At 69.1% G+C, this 23,197-nt stretch carries 19 protein-coding genes, 1 tRNA gene, 1 pseudogene and 1 riboswitch; of the genes and pseudogenes, 9 read left to right on the top strand and 12 right to left on the bottom strand.

From position 1 onward, the window contains the following. Positions 1 to 70: 70 nt before the first annotated feature. Positions 71 to 220, bottom strand: coding sequence for a hypothetical protein (locus tag C6A87_RS04795; protein ID WP_311116224.1), 150 nt, complete (start codon positions 218 to 220; stop codon positions 71 to 73). Positions 221 to 387: 167 nt separating this feature from the next. Between C6A87_RS04795 and C6A87_RS04790 the strand changes: the two genes are divergently transcribed. Continuing rightward, positions 388 to 1,401 carry a TerC family protein gene (locus tag C6A87_RS04790; RefSeq protein ID WP_311116223.1) on the top strand — a complete coding sequence of 338 codons (1,014 nt, stop codon included), beginning with the start codon at positions 388 to 390 and terminating at the stop codon, positions 1,399 to 1,401. On the opposite strand, the pseudogene C6A87_RS04785 reads toward C6A87_RS04790, so the two are convergent. The 3 genes and pseudogenes from C6A87_RS04785 to C6A87_RS04775 all read right to left on the bottom strand — a co-directional run bounded on the left by C6A87_RS04785 (position 1,395) and on the right by C6A87_RS04775 (position 4,513). Further along, positions 1,395 to 3,085 (bottom strand): annotated as a pseudogene (locus C6A87_RS04785) (SelB C-terminal domain-containing protein). The gene C6A87_RS04790 and the pseudogene C6A87_RS04785 overlap by 7 nt on opposite strands. Beyond that, positions 3,076 to 4,356 (bottom strand): L-seryl-tRNA(Sec) selenium transferase, encoded by a 1,281-nt coding sequence (selA, locus tag C6A87_RS04780; RefSeq protein ID WP_311116222.1) that lies wholly within the window; start codon positions 4,354 to 4,356, stop codon positions 3,076 to 3,078. Before selA ends, C6A87_RS04785 begins: the two are co-directional and overlap by 10 nt. Before the next feature lie 62 nt (positions 4,357 to 4,418). Beyond that, positions 4,419 to 4,513: transfer RNA gene (locus C6A87_RS04775), tRNA-Sec, on the bottom strand. Positions 4,514 to 4,553: 40 nt separating this feature from the next. Between C6A87_RS04775 and selD the strand changes: the two genes are divergently transcribed. After that, entirely contained in the window at positions 4,554 to 5,558 is a 1,005-nt protein-coding gene (gene selD / locus C6A87_RS04770) for a selenide, water dikinase SelD (RefSeq protein ID WP_311116221.1), read from the top strand. Here selD and C6A87_RS04765 read toward each other — a convergent pair. Next, complete coding sequence (locus C6A87_RS04765; RefSeq protein ID WP_311116220.1) at positions 5,555 to 6,379, bottom strand: helix-turn-helix transcriptional regulator; 825 nt, start codon at positions 6,377 to 6,379, stop codon at positions 5,555 to 5,557. The two genes, selD and C6A87_RS04765, sit on opposite strands and share 4 nt — an antisense overlap. 89 nt (positions 6,380 to 6,468) lie before the next feature. Between C6A87_RS04765 and ilvD the strand changes: the two genes are divergently transcribed. Next, positions 6,469 to 8,310: a dihydroxy-acid dehydratase gene (gene ilvD / locus C6A87_RS04760; RefSeq protein ID WP_311116219.1), complete on the top strand. Its 1,842-nt coding sequence runs from the start codon at positions 6,469 to 6,471 to the stop codon at positions 8,308 to 8,310. A gap of 27 nt (positions 8,311 to 8,337) precedes the next feature. Here ilvD and C6A87_RS04755 read toward each other — a convergent pair whose 3' ends face one another. Then, on the bottom strand, positions 8,338 to 9,837 hold the full coding sequence (locus C6A87_RS04755) for a SulP family inorganic anion transporter (RefSeq protein ID WP_311116218.1): 1,500 nt from the start codon (positions 9,835 to 9,837) through the stop codon (positions 8,338 to 8,340). Between the two features lie 231 nt (positions 9,838 to 10,068). Here C6A87_RS04755 and C6A87_RS04750 point away from each other — a divergent pair, with 231 nt between their 5' ends. From C6A87_RS04750 to C6A87_RS04735, 4 genes are all read left to right on the top strand, one after another. Then, positions 10,069 to 10,773: an ergot alkaloid biosynthesis protein gene (locus C6A87_RS04750; RefSeq protein WP_311116217.1), complete on the top strand. Its 705-nt coding sequence runs from the start codon at positions 10,069 to 10,071 to the stop codon at positions 10,771 to 10,773. A gap of 138 nt (positions 10,774 to 10,911) precedes the next feature. Beyond that, on the top strand, positions 10,912 to 11,490 hold the full coding sequence (locus C6A87_RS04745) for a TetR family transcriptional regulator (protein ID WP_311116216.1): 579 nt from the start codon (positions 10,912 to 10,914) through the stop codon (positions 11,488 to 11,490). A gap of 147 nt (positions 11,491 to 11,637) precedes the next feature. Beyond that, positions 11,638 to 12,216: a TetR family transcriptional regulator gene (locus tag C6A87_RS04740; protein ID WP_311116215.1), complete on the top strand. Its 579-nt coding sequence runs from the start codon at positions 11,638 to 11,640 to the stop codon at positions 12,214 to 12,216. 91 nt (positions 12,217 to 12,307) lie between these two features. Then, positions 12,308 to 13,813: a hypothetical protein gene (locus C6A87_RS04735; RefSeq protein WP_311116214.1), complete on the top strand. Its 1,506-nt coding sequence runs from the start codon at positions 12,308 to 12,310 to the stop codon at positions 13,811 to 13,813. Here C6A87_RS04735 and C6A87_RS04730 read toward each other — a convergent pair. Genes C6A87_RS04730 through C6A87_RS04715 form a run of 4 tightly spaced genes read right to left on the bottom strand, consistent with a single transcriptional unit; the run spans position 13,810 to position 17,697 of the window. Then, positions 13,810 to 14,643, bottom strand: coding sequence for an ABC transporter ATP-binding protein (locus tag C6A87_RS04730; RefSeq protein ID WP_311116213.1), 834 nt, complete (start codon positions 14,641 to 14,643; stop codon positions 13,810 to 13,812). The genes C6A87_RS04735 and C6A87_RS04730 overlap by 4 nt on opposite strands. Further along, positions 14,640 to 15,665 carry an iron chelate uptake ABC transporter family permease subunit gene (locus C6A87_RS04725; protein WP_311116212.1) on the bottom strand — a complete coding sequence of 342 codons (1,026 nt, stop codon included), beginning with the start codon at positions 15,663 to 15,665 and terminating at the stop codon, positions 14,640 to 14,642. The genes C6A87_RS04730 and C6A87_RS04725 overlap by 4 nt, the downstream gene beginning before the upstream one ends. Further along, positions 15,662 to 16,675, bottom strand: a complete 1,014-nt coding sequence (locus tag C6A87_RS04720; protein WP_311116211.1) for an ABC transporter substrate-binding protein — start codon at positions 16,673 to 16,675, stop codon at positions 15,662 to 15,664. The genes C6A87_RS04725 and C6A87_RS04720 overlap by 4 nt, the downstream gene beginning before the upstream one ends. Further along, on the bottom strand, positions 16,672 to 17,697 hold the full coding sequence (locus tag C6A87_RS04715; protein ID WP_311116210.1) for an ABC transporter substrate-binding protein: 1,026 nt from the start codon (positions 17,695 to 17,697) through the stop codon (positions 16,672 to 16,674). The genes C6A87_RS04720 and C6A87_RS04715 overlap by 4 nt, the downstream gene beginning before the upstream one ends. Positions 17,698 to 17,739: 42 nt before the next feature. After that, positions 17,740 to 17,855, bottom strand: a riboswitch (cobalamin riboswitch). A gap of 58 nt (positions 17,856 to 17,913) precedes the next feature. Between C6A87_RS04715 and C6A87_RS04710 the strand changes: the two genes are divergently transcribed. Then, entirely contained in the window at positions 17,914 to 18,177 is a 264-nt protein-coding gene (locus C6A87_RS04710) for a hypothetical protein (RefSeq protein ID WP_311116209.1), read from the top strand. A gap of 3 nt (positions 18,178 to 18,180) precedes the next feature. Here the strand turns inward: C6A87_RS04710 and C6A87_RS04705 are convergent, their stop codons facing one another. Beyond that, on the bottom strand, positions 18,181 to 20,355 hold the full coding sequence (locus C6A87_RS04705) for a molybdopterin-dependent oxidoreductase (protein WP_311116208.1): 2,175 nt from the start codon (positions 20,353 to 20,355) through the stop codon (positions 18,181 to 18,183). A gap of 362 nt (positions 20,356 to 20,717) precedes the next feature. On the opposite strand from C6A87_RS04705, the gene C6A87_RS04700 reads away from it, so the two are divergent. Continuing rightward, a complete protein-coding gene (locus C6A87_RS04700) occupies positions 20,718 to 22,439 on the top strand; it encodes a fatty-acid--AMP ligase (RefSeq protein WP_311116207.1) in 1,722 nt (573 codons plus the stop codon). On the opposite strand, the gene C6A87_RS04695 is transcribed toward C6A87_RS04700, so the two are convergent. Next, positions 22,432 to 23,184: a hypothetical protein gene (locus tag C6A87_RS04695; protein ID WP_311116206.1), complete on the bottom strand. Its 753-nt coding sequence runs from the start codon at positions 23,182 to 23,184 to the stop codon at positions 22,432 to 22,434. The two genes, C6A87_RS04700 and C6A87_RS04695, sit on opposite strands and share 8 nt — an antisense overlap. Positions 23,185 to 23,197 lie beyond the last annotated feature (13 nt).

The following is a 23,197-nucleotide window of genomic DNA, read 5'->3' as shown; positions in this document are numbered from 1 at the left end:
ACCCCTTCCGCCAGTTCGACGTTACGACGTGTCGGCGCGGAATACCCGGCAAGGACACATCCAACCTGGCCTAGGTGTTGAAATCCGGCAGGCCCTCCACCGGTGCGCTCTGTTCGTTCATCGCGTCGGCGTCGGCGCTCCCGTCGCGGGCCTGCTGCTGGACTTCGGCTGCACGGCGCAGATTGTCGCCGGTGTTCTCCGCATGGTCGGGCTGGGTCACGGGAATCCTCCTCGGGTTTCGCTGGGCATACCCGCTCAGCGGACTATCTACCGCGCGACGGACACGAGCACCTGAGAGCCGCAGGTACAAAGGACCGAGGGCCGCGTGCGCCTGACCCGCCATCGGAACGATGCCGAACCGGCCGACAGATAGGGAGTCACACGGACATGCTCGACATCAGCGCGGTGACGTGGGGTCTGACCATCGCGTTGATCGTCGCACTGCTCGCGGCGGATCTGATTCTGGCCGCGCTGCGACCGCACCGGGTCGGCTTCAAGGAGGCCACCGCCTGGTCGGTGTTCTACATCCTGGTGGCCGTCTGCTTCGGCGTGTGGTTCGCGATGGCCTACGGCGGGGACTTCGGCACGCAGTACTTCGCCGGCTACATCGTGGAGAAGAGCCTGTCGGTCGACAACCTGTTCGTGTTCGTGATCATCATGGCGACCTTCGCGGTGCCCGAGGAGCACCAGCACAAGGTGCTGACGTTCGGCATCATCCTGGCGCTGATCATGCGCGCGATCTTCATCGCGGTCGGCGCGACACTGCTGTCGATGTTCTCGTTCATGTTCCTGTTGTTCGGCGTGCTGCTGATCTACACCGCGATCCAGTTGTTCCGCCACCGCGACGAGGATCCCGACGTCGAGAACAACATCATGATCCGGGCGACCCGCAGGATCCTGCCGATCAGCGACGAGTACGACGGCGGCAAGCTGCTGACCCGCCGCGAAGGCCGGCGCATGGCCACCCCGCTGCTGGCGGTACTGATCGCGATCGGCAGCGTCGACCTGCTGTTCGCACTCGACTCGATCCCGGCAGTGTTCGGCGTCACCAGCGAGCCGTACATCGTGTTCACCGCGAACGCGTTCGCGCTGCTCGGGCTCCGCGCGCTGTTCTTCCTGGTCAAGGGCCTGTTGGACCGTCTGGTGTACCTGTCGACGGGCTTGTCGATCATCCTGGCGTTCATCGGTGTGAAGCTGATCCTGCACTGGGCGCATGTCGACATCAACCCCAGCATCCCCGAGATCAACACCTATCTGAGCCTGGTCGTCATCATCGGAATCCTCGCGATCGTCACCGTCGCCAGCCTGATCAAGACGCGAAAGGATCCGACGGCCAAGGCCCACCCCGGTTCGCTGCGCGCCTCCCGCAAGGACCGGGAGCGGCCCGACACCGCTCAGTGAGTGTCGTCGACGAGCACCCGGGTGCCGTCTTCCTCGCGCCGGGTGATCCGTTGCGCGTCAAGGCCTTCCAGCAGCGGTATCGCGACCCGGCGGGTGGTGTTCAGCGCGCGCTTGGCCTCGGCGGCGGTGAAGGGCTGCGGCAGCGTCCTCAGCACGTCGGCGGCACGTCGGTAGACCTCGGGGCCCAGCACCACGCCGTCGGTGATCCTGGTCAGCCGGCCGGCCCGGATCGCGGCACCGAGTTCTTTGGTGCCCAGCTTCAGTTCGGCGAGTTCGTCGGCGTCCGGCGCGCGGAACGGTTCGACCGCCAGCCGCTCCTCGATCGCCCGGACCGCCTCGTCGACTCGGTCGGGCAGCTGCCCGCCGGGTCGACGCACCCGTCCGTCGGCCAGCTCCAGCCCGGTGCCTGCCACCAGCGGCGCCAGCAATTCGACAGCGGGCAGGCCGATCTCGCGGCGCAGCTCTTCCATCGGGACGCCGGCCGCGATGTCGTGGGCAGCCGACCACCGTGCCACGGCCGTCACCATTTGTTGACGCCGCTGCGCCCACCACTGTTCGTCGACCACCCATTCGCCGACCCGGCGGCCGGACGCGTCGAAACCCATGGCCCGCAACTCTTCTGCCCGGGCGCACACCGGCGCGGCCACCCGTCCGGTGGCGAGCTCGGCGGCCCGCGCACGGGCCGCGCCGCGGCGACGCAGCGCCGGTGGCCGCACGTCGAGCACGTCCACACCGGCGGCGATGCGGTGTTCGCCGGGGTCGCGCAACAGCCCGACGTCCCCGATGCGCAGCGGCAGGGGACGGGTCAGGCGTAGCCGCGCCACGGTGTCGCCGAGCGGGCGGACCCGCACCGGCACGGCCGCCGACCCGACGTGCAGCACCAACTGCTCGTGCAGTTTCCCGGCCGCCCGCAACGCGACGTCGATCTCGGCGGTGTCCAGGAAAGCCCCCGGTGTGCGCAGGGCGTCGCCGCGGGTGATGTCGCGGCGGTCCATCCCGCGCAGATTCACCGCGACCCGAGCCACCGCGCCCACCTCGGTGCGGTCCCGCTCCAACGACTGCAGTCCCCGCACGGTGACGCGCCGGCGGCGTGCTCGAGCTCGTCACCGACGCGCAGGGTGCCCGCGGCCAGCGTTCCGGTGACGACGGTGCCCGCGCCGCGCACGGTGAACGCGCGGTCCACCCACAGCCGGACGTCGGCGTCGCGATCTGGTGGCGGCAGTGCATCGACCAGCGCGGCGAGGTGCGTGCGGACGGCGTCCAGGTCGGTGCCGAGCACCACCGGCGCCTCGGGCAGCCGCTGCCGCACCTCGGCGACAGCCGGGGCCGGGTCGGCGAGGTCGGCCTTGCTGATGACGACCAGCACATGCTCGACACCGAGGGCCCGCAGCGCGGCGATGTGCTCGTCGGTCTGCGGCATCCAGCCCTCGGTCGCGGCCACCACGATCAGCACCGCGGGCACCGGGCCGACACCGGCCAGCATGTTCGCGACGAACCGCTCGTGGCCCGGCACGTCCACGAACGCGATCTCCCGTCCCCCGATCGTCGTCCACGCGAAACCCAGGTCGATGGTCAGTCCGCGGCGCTGCTCCTCGGCCAGCCGGTCCGGCCACCTCCCGGTAAGCCGTTGCACCAGTGTGGATTTGCCGTGATCGACGTGTCCGGCAGTCGCGACTACGAACACGCCCGCACGGCCTCCAGCAGCCGCTGGTCGTCCGCCGGCGCGACCGTGCGCAGGTCGAGCAGGCAGCGGCCGTTCTCCAGCCGGCCCACCACCGCGGGATCCCCGACGCGCAACGCCACGGCGTACCGCTCGGGCAGGCTCACCGCGAAGCTCGGCAACTCGACACCGGGCGCGCCACCACCGCCGACCGCGGCGACACAGGCGACGGCCTCGGCGTCGGGCAGCGCGGCGGCCAGCGTCTCGGCGCGAGCCCGCAGCGCGCCGACGTCGGCGTCGAGGGCCTGCGCGACCGGGGTCGGTGGCCCTACCAGCGTGGCTTCCAGTGCGGCCAGCGTCAGCTTGTCCACCCGCAGCGCCCGCGCCGCGGGATGGCGGCGCAACCGCTCGATCACCTCGGCGGAGCCGAACAGCAGACCGGCCTGCGGGCCGCCGAGCAGCTTGTCGCCGCTGGCGGTGACCACGTCGGCGCCGTCGGCGAGCACCGTGGTGGCGTCGGGCTCGTCGGGCAACAGCGGGTGCGGGGCGAGCAGCCCGGAGCCGATGTCGACGACCAGCCTTGTGTCCAGCTCTCCCAGCTCGCGCACCGAGACTCCCGAGGTGAACCCGCTGACCAGGTAGTTCGACGGGTGGACCTTGAGCACGAACCCGGTGTCGGGGCCGATCGCGTCGACGTAGTCGCGCAGGTGGGTGCGGTTGGTGGTGCCGACCTCGCGGATGCGGGCGCCTGCGGACTCCATCAGCGCGGGCAGCCGGAAGCCGTCGCCGATCTCGATCAGCTCGCCGCGGCTGACGATCATCTCCTTGCCGGGTGCCAGCGTCATCGCGGCCAGCAGCAGCGCGGCGGCGTTGTTGTTCACCACGTGCACGCCTTGGGCGGTCGGCACGGCGGCGGCCAGCGCCGTGAGCGCGCCGCGGCCCCGGCGGGCGCGCCGGCCCGTCTCGAGGTCGAACTCGACGTCGGTGGCGCCGGCGGCGGTGACGATCGCGTCGATGGCGGCCTGCGACAGCGGCGCCCGCCCGAGGTTGGTGTGCACCACCACGCCGGTGGCGTTGATGACGGCTTTCAGGGTGGTGGCACCGGCGGGCAGTGCGGCCACGGCGTGGTCGGCGACATCCTCGGGGGCGATGTCGCCGTCCCTGGCCCGCTGCTGCGCGGCGGCGATCACGCGCTTGACCAGCGTGCGGCCCAGTCGGTGTTCGGCGTCGGCCAGGCGCGGGTCGGCCAGCAGCGCGTCGGTCCGCGGCACCCGCCGCCGTGGGTCACCGCCCATAGCGATTTCGGCGCGTTGGTGCACCCTGCGTGTCGCATTGCGCGCCCGATTCACGGGAGATATGGCGGAGGCGGACGGGAATCGAACCCGCCAGCGACAGCATCTGCCGCTCAGCGATTTTGAAGATCGTGCCGGTCACCAGACCGAAAACGCCTCCCTGACCCATCCGTCCATCATGACAGGGCAGCATGGTTGCCATGACTTCCGCAGCGAATTTCCGCCTCACCCAGTTCGCCCACGGCGGCGGATGTGCCTGCAAGATCCCGCCCGGCGAACTCGAAGACGTGGTGCGGGGGCTGACCGCCGCGACACCGCAGAACCCGCTGGGCGAACTGTTGGTCGGACTCGACGACGGCGACGACGCGGCGGCGGTGCGGATCTCAGACGGCACCGCGCTGATCGCGACGACGGACTTCTTCACCCCGGTCGTCGACGACGCCTACGACTGGGGCCGTATCGCGGCCGCCAATGCGCTGTCGGACGTGTATGCGATGGGCGGACGGCCGGTGGTCGCGGTGAACCTGCTCGGCTGGCCGCGCGACGTGCTGCCGTTCGAGTTGGCCGCCGAGACGCTGCGCGGCGGCATGGACGTCTGCGCCGCGGCGGGTTGTCACCTCGCGGGCGGGCACAGCGTCGACGACCCCGAACCGAAGTACGGGCTGGCCGTCACGGGCATCGCCGACCCGAACCGGCTGCTGCGCAACGACGCAGGCAAGCCGGGCATCCCGCTGTCGCTGACCAAGCCGCTGGGCATCGGGGTCCTCAACAGCAGGCACAAGAACACCGGTGAGCGGTTCGCCCACGCGATCGAGGCGATGACCACCCTCAACGCCGAAGCGTCCGAGGCCGCGCTGCTGGCCGGCGTCGAATGCGCCACGGACGTCACCGGTTTCGGGCTGCTCGGGCATCTGCACAAGCTGGCCCGCGCCAGCGGCGTGACGGCGGTGCTCGACGCGGCGGCGGTCCCCTACCTCGACGGCGCCCGGGAAGCGTTGCGCGACGGGTACGTCAGCGGCGGCACCCGCCGCAACCTGGACTGGGTGTCCCCGCACGTCGACCTGTCCGCCGTCGGCGAGGACGAGGCGCTGCTGCTGGCTGACGCCCAGACCTCGGGTGGGCTGCTGATCGCCGGCGAGATCCCGGGAGCGCCGGTGATCGGCGAGCTGGTCGCGCGAGGCGAGCACACGATCGTGGTGCGCTAACCCTTCATCGCGCGAAGTCGTTGCGCCGCATCCGTTCCCGGCACCGGAAGGTAGGCGACGATCTGGATGTCGGGCACGTCGACGGGTGCGACCTGGTGGTGTTCGAGGCGCAGTTCCCCGGCCACCGGGTGGTGGAACAGCCGCTCGCGCGAGGTGAAGCGTTCGATGTTGGCCGCCTGCCAGGCTGCGGCGAAATGCGCACTGCTCTCGGACAGTCGGGCGACCAGCGCGGTGTAGGACGGCTCCCCCACCCTCGGTCCGGCGTCGGCGCGGAACTCGGCGAGAAAGCGCCGGCTGTCGGAGTCCCAGTCGGGCAGCAGTTCTCGGATGTACGGGTCCATGAACACCAGCCACAACAGGTTGCGGTCGGCCGCCGGTACCTTCTCGATGTTCGGGTACAGCGCCGCGTAGGCCGTGTTCCACGCGGCGATGCCCCAGTCCGGGGTGATCGCGAACGCCGGATAGCCGTCCAGCGCGTCGAGGAACCGTTGGATCTGGGGTGGCAGCGGGCCCTCGGAGATCGCGGGGTCCACGGTGTATCCGCCGAGCGCCAGCACGTACTCGTACTCGGCGGCCGAGAGCCCCAGCGCACGCGCGACCGCGTCGAGCACCTGCTTGGACGGGTTGATGTCGCGGCCCTGCTCCAGCCAGGTGTACCAGGTGACACTGACCCCGGCCCGGACCGCGACCTCTTCGCGGCGCAGTCCGCTGGTGCGCGACCGTGGCAGCTCCGGCAGGCCGACGTCGGCCCTCACGACGGCGCGGCGCCGCGCGCGCAGGAACTCGCCGAGGGCGAGCCGTTGCTGCGCGCGTCTGTCCACAACTTCCGAGGGTAGGCGAGGGTGGTGGTGGCGATACCAGTATCAGCGCCGTCTTCCCCGGTACCCGCCGACGGCCCAGCGTGGAGGCCATGGAGCTGAGGTCCCGCACGGTCACCCACGGACGCAACATGGCGGGGGCGCGCGCGCTGCTGCGCGCCGCGGGAGTGGACGGCGCCGACATCGGCAAGCCGATCGTCGCGGTCGCCAACAGCTTCACCGAGTTCGTGCCCGGCCACACCCATCTGCAGCCGGTGGGCCGCATCGTCTCCGACGCGATCAAGGCCGCGGGCGGGGTGCCGCGCGAGTTCAACACCATCGCCGTCGACGACGGCATCGCGATGGGCCACGGCGGCATGCTGTACTCGCTGCCCTCGCGTGAGCTGATCGCCGACTCGGTCGAGTACATGGTCAACGCGCACTGCGCCGACGCGCTGGTGTGTATCTCCAACTGCGACAAGATCACTCCCGGGATGTTGATGGCTGCGCTGCGGCTGAACATCCCGACGGTGTTCGTGTCCGGCGGCCCGATGGAGGGCGGCACCGCAGTGCTGGTGGACGGCACCGTGCGCACCCGGCTGAACCTGGTCTCCGCAATCGCCGACGCGGTCAGCACCGAGGTGTCCGACCCGGATCTGGCGCGCATCGAGGAGTCGGCATGCCCGACCTGCGGCTCCTGCTCGGGCATGTTCACCGCGAACTCGATGAACTGCCTGACCGAGGCGCTCGGGCTGGCGCTGCCGGGCAACGGGTCGGTGCTGGCCACCCACACCGCACGGCGCGCGCTGTACGAGAACGCCGGTGCCACCGTGATGGACCTGTGCCGGCGCTACTACGACGAGGACGACACCAGCGTGTTGCCGCGGGCGATCGCCACCCGTGAGGCGTTCGACAACGCGATGGCGATGGACATCGCGATGGGCGGGTCGACGAACACGATCCTCCACCTGCTGGCCGCCGCGCGCGAGGCCGAACTGGACTACACGCTCGAAGACATCGAGAAGCGCAGTCGGGCGGTGCCGTGCCTGTGCAAGGTGGCGCCCAACGGGCACTACCTGATGGAGGACGTGCACCGCGCCGGAGGCATCCCGGCGATTCTCGGCGAACTGTGGCGGGGCGGGCACCTGCACGAGACCGTGCACTCGGTGCACTCGCAGTCGCTGGCGGAGTGGTTGCGCCGCTGGGACATCCGCGGCGGTCAGGCCAGTCCGGAAGCTGTCGAGATGTTTCACGCCGCGCCGGGCTGCGTGCGGTCGGCGTCGGCGTTCTCGCAGTCGGAGCGGTGGGACTCACTCGACACCGACGCCGCGCAGGGCTGCATCCGCGATGTGCGGCACGCGTATTCGGAGGACGGCGGGCTGGCGGTGCTGCGCGGCAACCTGTCGGTCGACGGCTGCATCGTCAAGACCGCCGGTGTGGACGAGTCGATCCTGAAGTTCTCCGGCCCGGCGCTGGTGGTGGAGTCCCAGGAGGACGCGGTCGACGCGATCCTGTCCGGACGGGTGCAGCCCGGCGACGTCGTGGTGGTGCGTTATGAGGGACCCAAGGGCGGCCCGGGGATGCAGGAGATGCTCTACCCGACCTCGTATCTGAAGGCCCGCGGGCTGGGCAAAGTGTGCGCGCTGGTGACCGACGGCCGATTCTCCGGCGGATCCTCGGGGCTGTCGATCGGCCACGTCTCCCCCGAGGCGGCGGCCGGCGGGATCATCGCGCTGGTCGAGGACGGCGACCTGATCACGATCGACATCCCGCACCGGACGATCCAGGTCGACGTGCCCGACGCCGAACTGGACCGCCGCCGGGCCGCACTGGAGGTCGCGGGCGGCTACAAGCCGCGTGACCGGCAGCGCGTGGTGTCGGCGGCGCTGCGCGCCTACGCCGCGCTGGCGCTGTCGGCGGACAAGGGCGCGGTGCGCGACGTCGACGCGGTGTAGCGCCGCGTAGTCCAACCCTGCGGATGCTCACTCACCGGTGAGCCGGCCGCTGAGCCGTGCGTGCCGCTCGGCGCTGGGGTCGTTCATCCCGATGATGGTGACCGACTTGCCCTTCGCGGCGTATTTCGTGGTGATCGCGTCGAGGGTGGCGACGGTGGACGCATCCCAGATGTGGGCGTTGCTCATGTCGATGACGATGTTGTCGGGGTCGCCCGCATAGTCGAACTGGTAGACCATGTCGTTGCTGGAGGCGAAGAACAGCTCGCCGGTCACGACATAGACGCGGGTGTCCTCGTCAGCGCTGTCGACGGGGACGACTTCGGTGAAATGCGCGACGCGGCGAGCGAACAGCACCATCGCCGCCAGTGTCCCGACGGCCACGCCGTAGGCCAGATTGTGGGTCGCCACGGTGACGGCGACCGTCGAGATCATCACGAAGGTCTCGCTCTTGGGCATGCGGCGCAACGTTTTCGGGTGGATGCTGTGCCAGTCCAGGGTGGCCACCGACACCATGATCATCACGGCGACGAGCGCCGCCATCGGGATCTGCGCGACCAGATCGCCCAATCCGACGACCAGGCCGAGCAGGAAAACCCCTGCCAGGAAAGTGGAGATCCGGGTGCGGGCGCCGCTGACCTTGACGTTGATCATCGTCTGCCCGATCATCGCGCACCCACCCATGCCGCCGAAGAATCCGGTGACGATATTGGCCACGCCCTGCCCGGCCGCCTCGCGTGACTTGTCCGAGTGGGTGTCGGTGATGTCGTCGACCAGCTTGGCCGTCATCAACGATTCCAGCAGCCCGACCAGGGCAACCGCCAACGCGTAGGGCGCGATCACCCGCAACGTGTCCACGGTCAGCGGCACATCGGGGATAAGCAGCGACGGCAGGCTGGACGGGAGTTGGCCTTCGTCGCCGACGTCGGGCACCGACCAGCCGAACCCGACGGCGGCCACGGTCAGCAGCAGGATCGCCACCAGCGGGGCAGGCACCGCGGTGGTCAGTTTCGGCAGCACGGCGATGAGCAGGACGCCGACCGCGACCATCGGATAGACCAGCCACGGCACACCGACGAGATGCGGCACCTGGGACATGAAGATCAAGATGGCCAGCGCGTTGACGAAGCCGACCATGACACTGCGGGGCACGAACCGCATCAGCCTCGCCACCCCGAGACCGCCGAGGACCACCTGCAGCACGCCGCCGAGGATCACCGCGGCGATCAGGTAATCCAGGCCGTGGCTGCTCACCAGCGGGGCCACCACCAGCGCGACAGCTCCGGTGGCCGCCGAGATCATCGCCGGTCGGCCGCCGACGATCGCGATGGTGACCGCCATCGTGAACGACGCGAACAGGCCGACGCGGGGATCGACGCCGGCGATGATGGAGAACGAGATCGCCTCGGGGATCAGCGCGAGCGCGACGACCAGGCCGGCGAGCACCTCGGTGCGCAGCCTGCGCGGGGAACGCAGCGCGGCCAGCACAGACTGCTCCTGTTGCGGTGTCGGTTTCGCCGCCGTCTCCATCGGTAGGTCCCTTCGCGTGACGCGGGCACGATCAGCCGCGCACCGTTGCGCGAAAAGTGGGGTGCGGGGCGCGCACTCGAAGCGCGATCGGGTCACACCACCGGACGATGCCGGGCGTCCCCCGCGATGGGCACCCTACTCGCATCCCCGCGACATCCGGAAAACCCTGTGGCGCAGAACACTTGCTGTCCCGCGGTCAGACCTGTCAGACCGTCAGGGCTGAGCCAGGGCGTGCAGCACGCTGTCGACGACGCGGTCGAGCTGGCCGGTGTCGGCGCGATCTACCTGGTCGCGCCGGTAGGCGTGGCGGATCCACTGCCCATGGTGCGGCCGTTGCTGGAGTCGGCCGCGGCCGCGGGGGTGCGCCGCGTCGTGCAGTTGAGCTCGTCGGCGGTCGAGCGGGGCGACCCGGTGCTCGGTGAGATCCACGACCTCGGCGCCCGGCTCCTCCCCGAGTACACCGCGCTGCGGCCGTCGTGGTTCATGCAGATTTTCGTCGGCGACCATCCGCTGGCCGACGGAATCCGCCGGTCCCGGGAGGTGCTCACCGCGACCGGAGACGGCCGGCTGGGGTTCATCGACGCGGCCGACATCGCCGCCGTCGCGGTGCAGGCGCTGATCCGTCCCCAGCACGCGGGCGGGGAACTGTTGCTGACGGGGCCGGAGGCACTGTCCTATCCGGAGGCCGCCGAGCTGGCGGCCGAGGCGATCGGGGAGCCGGTGCGCCACGTCGATCTGAGCACCGTCGAACTCGGGGCCCGTCTCACCGGGGCCGGCTATCCCGCCGAGTACGCCGCGGCGCTGGCCGCGCTGGACGGACGCATCCGCGCCGGCGAGCAGGACTTCGTCACCACCGCGGTGGCCGACCTCACCGGGCGACCGCCGACAAGCCTGAGAAGGTTTCTGGCCCGCGCACGCCGGCAGATCGTGCACTGAAGCCGTCGAACCGTCAGTTGCGCGGCAAGTCAGTTGTATTGGCTCGTCGCACTTTCCAGGGTCTTCGAATTGCGCGATGCACTCGATTGGATTACTGCCGCTTTTTGCGAATGGTGTTTGATAAGGGAAACTTGTCAGGTGTCAGCACCTGATCGTGCCAGCAGCCTTCGAGAACGCAAGAAGGCACTGACACGTCTGGCGATTCGCCAACAGGCGTTCCGATTGTTCGAGGCACAGGGTTATGCGAACACGACAATCGAGCAGATCGCCGCGGCGGCCGACGTTTCCCCGCGGACCTTCTACCGGTACTTCGGTGTCAAAGAGGCACTGCTGGTCAACGACGACCACAGTGCGCCGATCGTGGCGGCGTTTGCCGACGCGCCCCGTGAGCTCACCGTCGTCGCCGCCTACCGGCACGCCGTCGACGAGGTGTTCGGGAATCTCTCCGCTGACCAGCGTGACGCCGCACTGACCGGACAGCAGCTGCTCTATCAGGTCCCCGAAGCGCGTGGGCTCATCTACGCCGAGTACATCGCGCTGATCGACTCGCTCGTCGAGGTGCTGCGGGACCGGCTCGGCGGCGAAGCCGACGACGTCGAGCGACGTGTGCTGGCCGGCGCGATCGTCGGTGTGCTGATCGCGGTGTCGCACAACACCCCGCTACCCCATGAGGCGTTGTCGAAAGCGCTGGCCATTCTCGACGCCCGAATGGCCTGAGCTCCCGCTCAGAGCCGCACATCGTGACTGAGGGAACTAGTCGGATGACGCCGGTCGCATTTCGCGGCAGCAGCCCAGGACACGGTGGGAAGATCTGATCTCGACCCATCTCGGCGAGGATGCAATCGATGGGAGGAGGGCGACCCGGTGTCAGCGCAGGACCCCACCCAGAGTTTGCGAGCGCGCAAGAAGGTCCGCACCCGGCTGACCATCCGCCGGGAGGCTTTCCGCCTGTTCGAAGCGCAGGGCTATGCCAACACCACGGTCGAGCAGATCGCCGAGGCCGCCGACATTTCGCCGCGCACCTTCTACCGCTACTTCGGGGTGAAGGAGAAGTTGCTCCTCTCCGACGACAAGATCTCCCCGATCGTCCGCGCCTTCGTCGACGCGCCGCCCGAACTGTCGGTGGTGGCGGCCTACCGACATGCCGTCGTCACGGTGTACTCGGGCCTGTCACAGGAGGAGCGCGACGACGTGGTCGCCGGCGAGCGGATGATGTACGCGGTCCCGGAGGCCAGGGGGCTGATCTACACCGAGTACGTCCGGCTGATCGACCTCATCGCCGAGGGTCTGACCAAGCGTCCCGACACACCGTCTGGCGAGATGGAGCGCCGGGTGATCGCCGGGGCGATCGTCGGCGTGCTGATCGCCGCCGCGCACAACACCCCGCTGCCTGACGACACACTGGCCGCCTACCTGGAGATTCTCGACAGACGGTTGCACTAGCCACCGATCGCCTCCCCCGCCGGTCCGCGCGATTACGTTGGCGATAAGTGGGCGGCACGGCAGGCGCCGGACAGCCCAGACAGGGGATGGCATGGACGTATCGAGCATGCCGCGGATCGGCACCGTGGACGAGCGTTTTCAGTCGTACAACATCGAAATGGCCGCGGTGACCGGTGCGGAGTTCTGGAAACCCTATGGCGCCGCAGCCAACGCCTCCTCCGCCGCGGCGGATGCACCTGCGGGCATGAATCCCGACCTGTTCGAGTACCGCCCGCCGCGAGACCTGAGCAACCCCCGGTTACGGGTACTGGCCGAAGCGTTGGGGCCCGCGTATGTCCGGGTCAGCGGAACGTGGGCCAACTCCACCTATTTCGCCGACACCGACAACCCGCCGGTCGCACCGCCCGAAGGCTTCAACGGCGTGCTGACCCGTGACCAGTGGCGCGGGGTAATCGAGTTCGCCGACGGCGTCGACGCCAAGGTCGTCTCGTCGTTCGCGATCAGCCCCGGCGCGCGCGATGCCTCCGGAACGTGGACACCCGAGCTGGCGCGACGCTGGTTGGATTACACCCGCTCGGTCGGTGGTGAGATCGCCGCTGCGGAGTTCATGAACGAGCCGAACGCGGCTGCGATGGGTGGGGCGCCCAGGAATTATGACGCGGCCGCCTACGGCCGAGATTTCAAGCTGTTCAAGGCCTTCGTCGAACAAGCGAGCCCGGGTACGACCATCCTGGGCCCAGGTTCCGTCGGTGAAGCACCCGCGTCGTGGGGCGCGGCCGGCGCGAATCTCGGTGACCTTTTCGCCGCTGCCGGGATGATCACCAGCGAGGACATGCTGGCGGCCGCGGGCCCGGGTGTCGACGGATTCTCCTACCACCACTACAACGCCGGATCGCAGCGCTGTGCGTCGGCGGGTCTGCCGCAGACCACGCGCGACGAAGCACTCTCGGCGGAGTTCCTGAACCGGACCAACGAAACCCGGGCCTTCTATGCCGGCCTGCGGGACCTCTTCGAGCCCGGGAAGCCGATGTGGCTGACCGAGGTGGCCGACGCCGCCTGCGGCGGCAATCCCTGGGCGGGAACGTTTTTAGACAGCTTCCGGTATGTGGACCAGTTGGGTCTGCTGGCCCGCGAAGGGGTTCAGGTGGTCATGCACAACACGCTGGAATCCAGCGACTACGCACTAGTCGACGAAAACGATTTCACCCCGAAACCCACCTATTGGGCGGCGTTGCTGTGGCGCAGACTGATGGGCGTCACCGTGCTCGATTCCGGGGTGCCTGCCGATAGTGGCCTGCGGGTCTACGCCCACTGCCAACGTGACACCCCCGGCGGCGTGACAGTGCTGGCGATCAACACCGACCGCGACACGTCGCACCAGCTGACCCTGCCGCAGGTTGCCCAGCGCTACACCTTGTCCGCCGATCCGCTCGACTCCATGACTGTCGCGCTCAACGGCACGGTGCTCGAGCTCGGCCCCGACGATTCACTGCCGCAGCCGGCCGGTGCCCCGATCGAGGCCGGTGAGGTCCGCCTGGAACCGGCCACCATCACATTCCTGGCCATTGCCGGCGCCGGCAACACCGCCTGCCGCTAGCGGCCATGGCCTGCCTGATCGGGCAGGGAGGTCGCTGGAGGAACGCCGGGTGACCGGTCGGTGGCCGCCGCGGAATGCGGGCGTTCGAACCGGATGAACGGCCGCCCGCGGTCTGTCCCGATCCGGCAGCCGACCCCGTACACCGTCGCGATCAGTTCCTCGGTCAGCACGTCGCCGGGGGTGCCCGATGCGACGACCCGGCCACCGGTGAGCACCACGAGCTCGTCGCAGAACATCGCGGCCAGGTTCAGGTCGTGCAGCGCGATCACCGCGGTGACGTCCAATCGCCCTACCAGAGACAGGATTTCCAGCTGGTGGGCGATGTCGAGGTGATTGGTCGGTTCGTCGAGCAGCAGCTCGGTCGGCCGTTGGGCCAGCGCGCGGGCGATCTGCGCGCGTTGCCGTTCCCCACCGGAAAGGCTGTGCCAGAAGCGCTCCCGCATATCTGACAGCCCTGTCGCGGCCAGCGCGTCACCTACTGCGAGGTCCGCGTCGGGGTCCGCGCCGAACAGCGACCGGTGCGGCAACCGGCCCAGCCGCACCACGTCTTCGACACAGATGTCGAGTTCGGTGTCGGCGTGCTGTCCGACCATCGCGACGCTGCGGGCCACCTCCCTGCGCCGCACACCGGTGATCGGTCGGCCGTGCAGCTCGACCCGGCCGGAATCCGGGGTGTCGAGCCCGGCCATGATCCGCAGCAGGGAGGACTTCCCGGATCCGTTGGGACCCAGCAGACCGACCACCGATCCCGGCCGGGGGTCGACGGTGACGGCGTCGAGCACCACCTTGCCCGACCGTGTCCAGGTCACCTCGACTGCGCGCAGTGTCATGACGGGACACGTCGCCGGCGGAACAGGATCAACGCGAACGCCGGCACCCCCACCAGCGCGGTGACGACACCGGTGGGCAGCTCCTGCGGCGCGAACACGGTGCGGGCCACCGCATCCACCCACACCATGAAGATCGCGCCCAGCAGCGCGACGGTCGGCAGCAGGCGGGCGTGCCCCGGCCCGACCAGGAACCTGGCCGCGTGCGGCAGGACCAGTCCGACGAAGCCGATCGCTCCCGCGGCGGCGACGACCGTTGCGGTCATCAGCGCGGTGAGCACCAGCAGCACCGCGCGGGTGCGCTGCACCGACACTCCGAGCGTGGCCGCGGCGTCCTGGCCGAACGCGAACGCGTCCATCGTCGGCGCCAGCAGCAGGCAGCACACCAGACCGAATCCGATCACCACCGCACAGAGCCGCACATCCGTCCAGGTCGCCCCGGACAGCGAGCCCAGTAGCCAGAACAGCACCCCGCGGGTCTGTTCGGCGTTCGCCGAGGACAACACCACGAAAGAGGTCAGGGCTGAGAATAATTGGGTGCCTGCCACCCCGGCGAGCACCACCCGGTCGGTGCCGCCGCCGGCGAAATGGGCCAGCGACAGCACCAACCCGAACGACACCACCGCGCCGATGAAGGCGCCGCCGGACAGGGTCAGCGCGCCGCCGCCGACCCCGAGCACGGCGACCAGCACCGCCCCGGTGGACGCTCCGGACGACACGCCCAGCACGAACGGGTCGGCCAGCGGGTTACGCAGCAGCGACTGCAGAATCGCCCCGCACAGTGCCAGCCCGGCCCCGCAGAGCGCGGCCAGCACGGCACGCGGCAGCCGCAGCTGCCAGACGATGCCGTCCTGCAGCCGCGACACCCCGGAGGCGAGGCCGCCCAGATGATGGACGACGACCGCGTAGACATCGGAGACCGAGATCGCCGCCGGCCCGATGGTGATCGCGACCGCGCCCGACAGGACCAGCAGCACCCCGGCGGACACCCACAGCGCCGGCAACAGCCACGGCCGGGTCCTCACCTCGCGGCCGGGAAACCGAACCGGTTCAAGCCCGCGGCGACCTTCTCCACACCGTCGACGGTGCGGATCGACGGGTTCAGGTCGGCGCCGTTGACCACCAGGTACCGCCGTCCGCGTACCGCGCTGAGCTGGCTGGTCACCGGGTTGGATTCCAGGAAAGCGATTTTCGAGTCCAGCGCGTCGCCGTCGATGGTGCGCCGGCTCAGGTCGGCGAGCACCAGCACGTCGGGGTCGCGGTCGGCGACGGTCTCCCAGCTGACCTGTGGCCACTCTTGCCGGGTGTCGTCGAACACGTTGCGCAGCCCGGTGTGGGCGGCGATCACCCCCGGCGAGCCGCAGCAGCCGGCCATGTACGGCGTGCGGGTGTCGGAGAACCAGAACGCGGCGTCGACGCCGGACGCGACCGGGGTGACAGCGTCGAGACGTTGCCGCAGCTCGTCGACCAGCTGGTCGCCGCGCTCGCGGACATCGAAAATCTCGGCCAGGTCCGTGATTTCGCGGTAGATCAGGTCCATGGTCAGCGGGGTGGACCGCTCTCCGTCCTCGCCGGTGACGACCTTGCCCTCACAGTCGCTCGGCGACATGTAGGTGGGCACTCCGAGGTTCTCCAGCTCGTCGCGTTCGGCCACCCCGCCCGCGCCCAGCGTGCCGACGAACGACGCGGTGACCAGGTCGGGGTCGACGTCGAGCACCGTCTCCAGCGACGGCTTGTTGTCGGCGAGGCGCGGCACCGTCGCGTTGTCGGCGGCCAGGTTCTCCCGTACCGGGTCCGTCCAGGTGGCGGTGCCGGCCAGGCGGTCGGCCAACCCCAGTGACAGCAGGATCTCGGTGGAGCTCTGGTTGAGTGACACCGCGCGCTGCGGCGGCGCGTCGACGACGACATCGCGACCGCAGTTGTGCACGGTGCGGGGGTAGTCGGCGGCCTCGGCGGTGCCGGCAGCCGGAGTGTCCGCTGTGCTGCAGCCCGCGGCGACCAGCATCGCCGCCACCGCCACGAGTGCGCGCTTCATCGGCGCTGGTCCAGTCCGGCGGCCAGCTTCTCGACGGCGTCGACCTCCCGGATCCCCGGATCCAGCTCGGATCCGGTGAGCACCACGTAGCGCTGCTCCCGCACCGCGGTCATGCTGCGGGTCACGGGGTTGCTCTGCAGGAACTCCTTCTTGGTGGCCAACGAGTCGCCTTCGATGCGTTGGCGGCTCAGATCGGCCAGCACCAACACGTCGGGGTCGCGGTCGGCGACCGCCTCCCAGCTCACCTCGGGCCAGTCCTCGCGGGCGTCGGCGAACACGTTGGCGGCGTCCACGATCTCGGCGTACATGCCCGGCGCCGAACAGCATCCGGCCATGTAGGGCGTCTTCACACCGGAGAACCAGAACGCCACGGTCGGCTGTGGCCCGTCGCTGTCCTCCTGGAGCACCGTGTCCAGCCGCTGCTGCAACTCGGCGACCAGGTCCGCGCCGCGCTGCTGGACGTCGAAGATCTGCGCCAGCTCGGTGATCTCCTGAAACAGCGTGTCGATGCGCAGCGGTTCGGTGCGAGTGACCTGCTCGCCGTTGACCTCCGCGCCCACGCACACCGACGGTGACTGGTAGGTGGGGATGCCGAGCTCGGCGAAGCGGCTGCGCTCGGCGACGACGGCGGGTGTGAAGGTGTGCGCGCTGGCCGAGGTCACCAGGTCGGGATCGGCGTCGAGGACGGTCTCCAGCGACGGGTCGTTGTCGGCCAGCCTCGGGACCTTCGCGTTCCCTGCGGCCAGCTGCGGCAGGACCGGATCGAACCAGGTCGACGTGCCGACCATGCGCTCGGCCAGCCCCAGCGACAGCAGGATCTCGGTGGAGGCCTGGTAGAGCGACACCGCGCGCTGCGGAGGCCCGTCGAAGGTGACCTGTACCCCGCAGTTGTCCAGGGTCAGCGGGTAGACCGTGCGGCCCGGTTCCGTACCGGCGGTGGCGGGGGCGGGGGCCGGGCCGTCGTCGCGGGCGCATGCCACGCACGAGAAGAACAGGATCAATAACGCGGCAACAGAGCGCACGGTGCATTTCCTTCGGTGCCAGGCTCGTTCGCGGAGCCAGCCGACATGGTCCGAAATGCCGGCGGTCGGACTCGAGCCCGAATGGCCCATACCGTTGCGCGTCAGTCCCGGATTCGCACCGGATTCCCGACATCTCGCCCGGCACTGTAACAAAAGCTTCCCGACGTCCGGACACCTCGCCGAGCGCGGCGACTCCCGGTGACCGAAGATGGCGGTATGGACAGTTCCGAGTTGGGCATCGCAGCTTGGGATCTGGTGGACCACTGCCGGCCGTGGCTGACCCCGGAGGAACGGAACACCGCGTTCGTGCGGTTGGGGGTCGGCGACTACAACGACGCGATGGTCATCGCGCTGAAGTCGGCTGCCCGCGCGCACGCGGCCCTACCGGATGAACTGCTGTCCCGGCTCACCGCGCTGCAGCAGGTGTACTACTTCGACCGTGAGCTGGCCGAGGTTCTGGCTGTGGTGTCGCGGGCGTAGCGCTCAGCCGGCGACGGACTGCTCCTCGAGCTTCTCGACCTCGACGAGGTTGTCGCCGTAAACGCCGGCGTTGCCCAGGCCGCAGTGCCGGTCCGCGGTGATCGCGTTGACCGTGGTGCCCGACGTCTTGCCCTGCCAGTGTCCGACGTTGGCCATCACCAGGCCGGGCATCAGTCCCGGCTCGTAGGCCGCCGGCCCCTGGAAGGAGCCGCGGTCGTTGAAGACGCGCACCACCTCGCCCTCGGCGATGCCGCGCTCGGCCGCGTCGGCGGGGTGGATGAAGACCCGCTGACCGCCTTGGATCTGCTGCTTGTCCGCGGCGTTGCCGTACTGGCTGTTGAGGAACGCGTGCGGTTTCGGTGAGATGATCGACAGCGGGTACCGTTGCGCCAGTTCGGGGTTGGACTGCGGAGACTCGAACGGCGGGACGTAGTCCGGCACCGGGTCCACATAGCCGCCGGGCTGCATCCCCTCGTACATCGACCGCCACACGGGGACGACGAAGTTTCCGCCTTCGGCGAGGCTGGATTTGAACTCGCACTTGCCCGACGGCGTCGGGAAGTTCCCTTCGGCGTGCGGGGCGCGGGTGTCGGGGGTGCCGACGTTCAACCGCATCCAGCCGACCTCTTCGAGCTTCTCGTAGGTGATGCCGTTCAGCGCCGGGGCATCCCAGTCGTGGAAGTCGATCAGCATCTCCCGGTCGGTGCGGTCCCAGTAGTCGTCCTGGAACCCCATCGTCTTGGCCAGCCGCCGGAACAGCTCCACGTTGGGCACGCACTCCCCGGGTGGCTCGATCGCGGGCTGGTTCAGCGAGAGGTACAGGTGGCCCCAGGTCACCATGATGTCGAGTTGCTCGGCCTGCATGGTGGCCGGGAGCAGCAGATCGGCGAACTTGGCTGTGTCGGTGATGAAATGCTCACTGACGACGGTGAAGAGGTCATCGCGCATCAGCCCCCGCATGGTCTTCTGCTGCGCGGGCCCTTGGGAGACCGGATTGGAGTTGTACACGAACAGCGACTTGATCGGTGGGTCCAATTCCATCTCACCGGTGAGCGCCATGCCGAGGTCGAGTTCGTTGACGACGCGGGTGCCTTCGGGGATCCACTCCGGTTTGCAGATCGCGTCGAACTTGGTGGGGAACTCCCAGATCGGCATCTCCATCGTGCCGCCGCCGACATGCCGCCACGCCCCGACGAGTGCGGGCAGACAGGTGATGGCCCGGATCGCCTGTCCGCCACCGCGGCTGCGTTCCAGCGCGACACCCTGCCGGATGGCCGCCGGCTGGCTGGTGGCGTATTCGTAGGCGAGCTTGCGGACGTCGCCGGCGGGGATGCCGGTGATCTCCTCGACGCGTTCGGGCGGGTAGTTCGCGGCGCGAGCGGCGAGTTCGTCGTAGCCGACGGTGTAGCGCTCGATGTAGTCGGTATCGGCGAGGCCCTGGGCGATGATCTCGTGGATCATCCCCATCGCCAACGCACCGTCGGTGCCGGGCCGGATCGGGATGTGCCAATCCGCCTGCCGTGCAGTGCGGTTGAGTACCGGATCGATCACGACGATCTTGGCGCCGTTGTTCCTGCGGGCTTCCAACAGGAACGGCCAGCCGTGCAGATTGGTGCTGGTCATGTTCATGCCCCAGACGATGATGTACTTCGAGTACGCCATCGATTCGACGTCCAGCCCGCCGCTGCCGCCGACGGTCATGTGCCAGGCGGTGGACGAACCGGACTCGCAGTAGGTCTTCTCCGCGACCGTCGAGCCCAGCCGGTTGAAGAACGCGTCCCCCGAGGTCAGCCCGTTGAGCACGCCCTGGTGTCCGAGGTAGGCGTGCGGCATGATCGCCTGGCTGCCGTACTCGTCGATGATCGACGTCCAACGGGATTTGATCTCGGCGAGCGCCGCGTCCCAGCTGATGCGCTCGAACTCGCCGGCGCCCTTGGCGCCGACCCGGCGCATCGGGTAGAGGAGCCGGTCAGACTGGTAGTGGTGTTCGTGGAAGTTCTTGACTTTGACGCATAACCCGCCGCGGGTCATCGGATGGTCCGGATCACCTTTGACGTCAACGAGTTTGCCGTCCTCGACGTGGTAGAGCATCGCGCAGGTGTCGGGGCAGTCGTGGGGGCAGGCGCCGCGCACGATCGTCAGCGGCTTGGCGGAGGTCGGTACGGCGTCCAGCGTCATGGTGGTGTCCTCGTGACGGGGGGCTGCGGACGCGTTCAGTGAAGGCCACGAGTGTGGCACCGCAATTTCGTCGATATTAAGTTGACGTGACCGTCGCCCCCCGCCCCATTTTTTACAGCTACGTCAATCAGCGAGGTTATGCGCGCTTACGTGCAGATACAGATAAGTCGTTGTGCAGCAACAAAAGTAGTTGCACTGCGAAAACGGTGAAAACGCTGATCTGTGGCGCACTTGTCCGCATACTCGGGGGCGGTCACGTCCAGCCCGAGGCGCGACGACACTCGGCGCCTGTGCCCCTGCTTCGAAACGGTGGGCACCGATGCCGGCAATCCCGCCAACCGTTCCGATGGAGGGTTTATCGGATGTCAGCGACTGCAGTCTCGATTCCCGATGCATTAGCCGATCGCGCGCGGCAGCAGCCCGACGACCTCGCGTACACGTTCGTCGACTACGACTTCGACCCCGCAGGAGTCACCGAACACCTAACCTGGTCCGAACTGCACGAGCGGGTCGGCGTCGTGGCCGACAAGCTGGCGAACATCGGCCGCCCCGGGGACCGGGCGGTGATTCTGGCGCCGCAGAGCCTCGACTACATCGTCGCGTTTCTGGGCGCCATCCAGGCAGGCCTCATCGCGGTCCCGCTGTCGATGCCGATGTTTCGCCGGCACGACGAGCGCATCGCGGGCGTGATGGAGGACGCCACCCCGGTCGCGGTGCTGACGACGTCCGACGTCATCGAGGACATCCGCAGGTACGGGACCGCGACCAACCGACAGGCCCCGAAGTTCGTCGAGGTCGACGCTCTGGACTTCGACATCCCGGCCGGACCGACGCCCGTCGCGCTGCCCAAGGCCGGTTACATCCAGTACACGTCCGGTTCCACCCGTCGGCCCGCGGGTGTGGTGGTGACCCACCGGAACATCTTCGAGAACATGGAGCAGATCGTCCCCGACTACTTCGAGGCGTACGACGCGCCGCCGCCGGATCTGACGATCGTGACGTGGCTGCCGCTCTACCACGACATGGGTCTGCTGACCGGGGTGTTCCTGGGCATGCGACTGGGCCGCACCACGGTGCTGATGAGCCCGGTGGCGTTCATGCAGAAGCCGGCGCGCTGGATCCGGCATCTGGCCGCGTACCCGCACACGTTCACTGCCGCGCCGAACTTCGCCTACGACCTGGCGGTGAAGCGGACCACGGACGACGAGCTCACCGTCCTTGACCTGAGCGGGGTGGTAGTGATGATCAACGGCGCCGAGCGCGTACACGGCGCCACGGTGCGCCGCTTCAACGAGCGTTTCGGCCCGCTCGGCCTGCCCGAGTCGGCGATGCGGCCCTCGTACGGGCTGGCCGAGGCCACGGTGTACATCACCTCGTCGGCGGGCGGGCAGGCGCCGACGTCGGTGTGGTTCGACTACGAGAAGCTGGCGATCGGACACGCCGAGCGCTGCGCGGACGGGTCGGGGTCCGAGCACATCGGCCTCGGCGTGCCGCGGTCGACGACGGTGCGGATCGTCGATCCCCAGACGTACACGGAGAACCCGGCCGCGACCATCGGCGAGGTGTGGCTGCACGGGCCGCAGGTGGCGGGCGGCTACTGGCACAACCCGCAGTTGACCGCCCAGCATTTCGCCGGGCACCTCGCCCACCCGTCGGCGGGCACGCCGAAGGGACCGTGGCTGCGCACCGGTGACCTCGGGGTGATGTTCGACGACGAGCTGTTCCTCGTCGGCCGCACCAAGGATCTGTTGATCATCGACGGGCGCAACCACTATCCCGACGACATCGAGGCGACCGTGCAGGAGCTGACCGGGGGTCGGGTCGCGGCGGTGTCGGTCCCCGACGGCGTCGGCGAGAAGCTGGTGGTGATCGCCGAGCTGCGCAGCCAGATGGACCCGAGTCAACTGGGCGCGCTCAAACAGCAACTGCGTGCCGTGCTTTCGCAAAAGCACAACGTCCATCTGGCCGACGCGGTCCTGGTCGCGCGCGGCGCGCTGCCGTTGACGACCAGCGGCAAGGTGCGCCGCGTGACCAGCGCCCAGATGTATCAAGACGGCGAGTTTCAGCGGTCCGACGTCAGCTGATCCGCCGGGTCAACCACTGCACGATCGGCCTGCAGGCCGGCCACGTGTCTGACACCTCCAGGACGACCGGTGTCCGCGCCAGACCGCGCTCGAGCCACGTCCGCGCATCGACGAGGGCCATGTCGGCGAAACGGGTGTCCGGGTCGGTGTTGCGTTCCTCGGCGGTACGGAGCACGGAGCCGATCGAATCAGGTACCAGGAAAGCGTCTTTGACCATTCCCGAGGCGTCGCGGTCGATCGACACGGCGCACGTCAGTTCGTCGCCGTCTGCCAGCCTGGCCCCGATCAGCACGTCCTCATCGGCACCCGGCGCGTGGGTCACCCGGACCGCCCGGTACACCTCGACGGCGGACAGATCGGCCAGCCACCGGGGCACGGTGTCACGGCGTGCGTCGACCTCCCGGCGACACTGCGTCCGCAGCTCCGGATCGTCGAGAACCTCGGCCAGCACCGCCAGCAGTGCGGTCGTCTCGTGGGCCGGCGTGTGGAGGAAGCCGTCGAGCAGCCGGGCCAGATCGACGGACTCCCGCTGTTCGTCCGGCGGCAGCCAGCCCGCCGGGGCGGGCTTGGTCGCCTCGATGAGCATGCTCACCACCCCCAGAAGATCCAGCGGATGACCGGCCAACGCCCGGTGCACTTCGTCGACGAGCAGTGTCTCCGCAGGGGATCCGGGTTCCTTCCCGGTCGACCGCTGGGCGTCGCGGCGCATCTGCTTGGCTTTGCGGCGCCTGCGTCCGTCGTTCATGGTGGGGACGCTA

Source organism: Mycobacterium sp. ITM-2016-00317, from assembly GCF_002968295.1.
GTDB lineage: Bacteria > Actinomycetota > Actinomycetes > Mycobacteriales > Mycobacteriaceae > Mycobacterium.
The sequence above is the reverse complement of the archived record's forward strand: the minus strand, read 5'-3'. Positions and strand labels throughout refer to the sequence as shown.

Excerpts from the sequence above, each read along its gene's own strand:
- C6A87_RS04790 (WP_311116223.1), top strand. The coding sequence starts at position 388 with ATGCTCGACATCAGCGCGGTGACGTGGGGTCTGACCATCGCGTTGATC.
- selA (WP_311116222.1), bottom strand. The coding sequence starts at position 4,356 with ATGGGCGGTGACCCACGGCGGCGGGTGCCGCGGACCGACGCGCTGCTG.
- selD (WP_311116221.1), top strand. The coding sequence starts at position 4,554 with ATGACTTCCGCAGCGAATTTCCGCCTCACCCAGTTCGCCCACGGCGGC.
- ilvD (WP_311116219.1), top strand. The coding sequence starts at position 6,469 with ATGGAGCTGAGGTCCCGCACGGTCACCCACGGACGCAACATGGCGGGG.
- C6A87_RS04755 (WP_311116218.1), bottom strand. The coding sequence starts at position 9,837 with ATGGAGACGGCGGCGAAACCGACACCGCAACAGGAGCAGTCTGTGCTG.
- C6A87_RS04735 (WP_311116214.1), top strand. The coding sequence starts at position 12,308 with ATGGACGTATCGAGCATGCCGCGGATCGGCACCGTGGACGAGCGTTTT.
- C6A87_RS04730 (WP_311116213.1), bottom strand. The coding sequence starts at position 14,643 with ATGACACTGCGCGCAGTCGAGGTGACCTGGACACGGTCGGGCAAGGTG.
- C6A87_RS04720 (WP_311116211.1), bottom strand. The coding sequence starts at position 16,675 with ATGAAGCGCGCACTCGTGGCGGTGGCGGCGATGCTGGTCGCCGCGGGC.
- C6A87_RS04710 (WP_311116209.1), top strand. The coding sequence starts at position 17,914 with ATGGACAGTTCCGAGTTGGGCATCGCAGCTTGGGATCTGGTGGACCAC.
- C6A87_RS04705 (WP_311116208.1), bottom strand. The coding sequence starts at position 20,355 with ATGACGCTGGACGCCGTACCGACCTCCGCCAAGCCGCTGACGATCGTG.
- C6A87_RS04700 (WP_311116207.1), top strand. The coding sequence starts at position 20,718 with ATGTCAGCGACTGCAGTCTCGATTCCCGATGCATTAGCCGATCGCGCG.
- C6A87_RS04695 (WP_311116206.1), bottom strand. The coding sequence starts at position 23,184 with ATGAACGACGGACGCAGGCGCCGCAAAGCCAAGCAGATGCGCCGCGAC.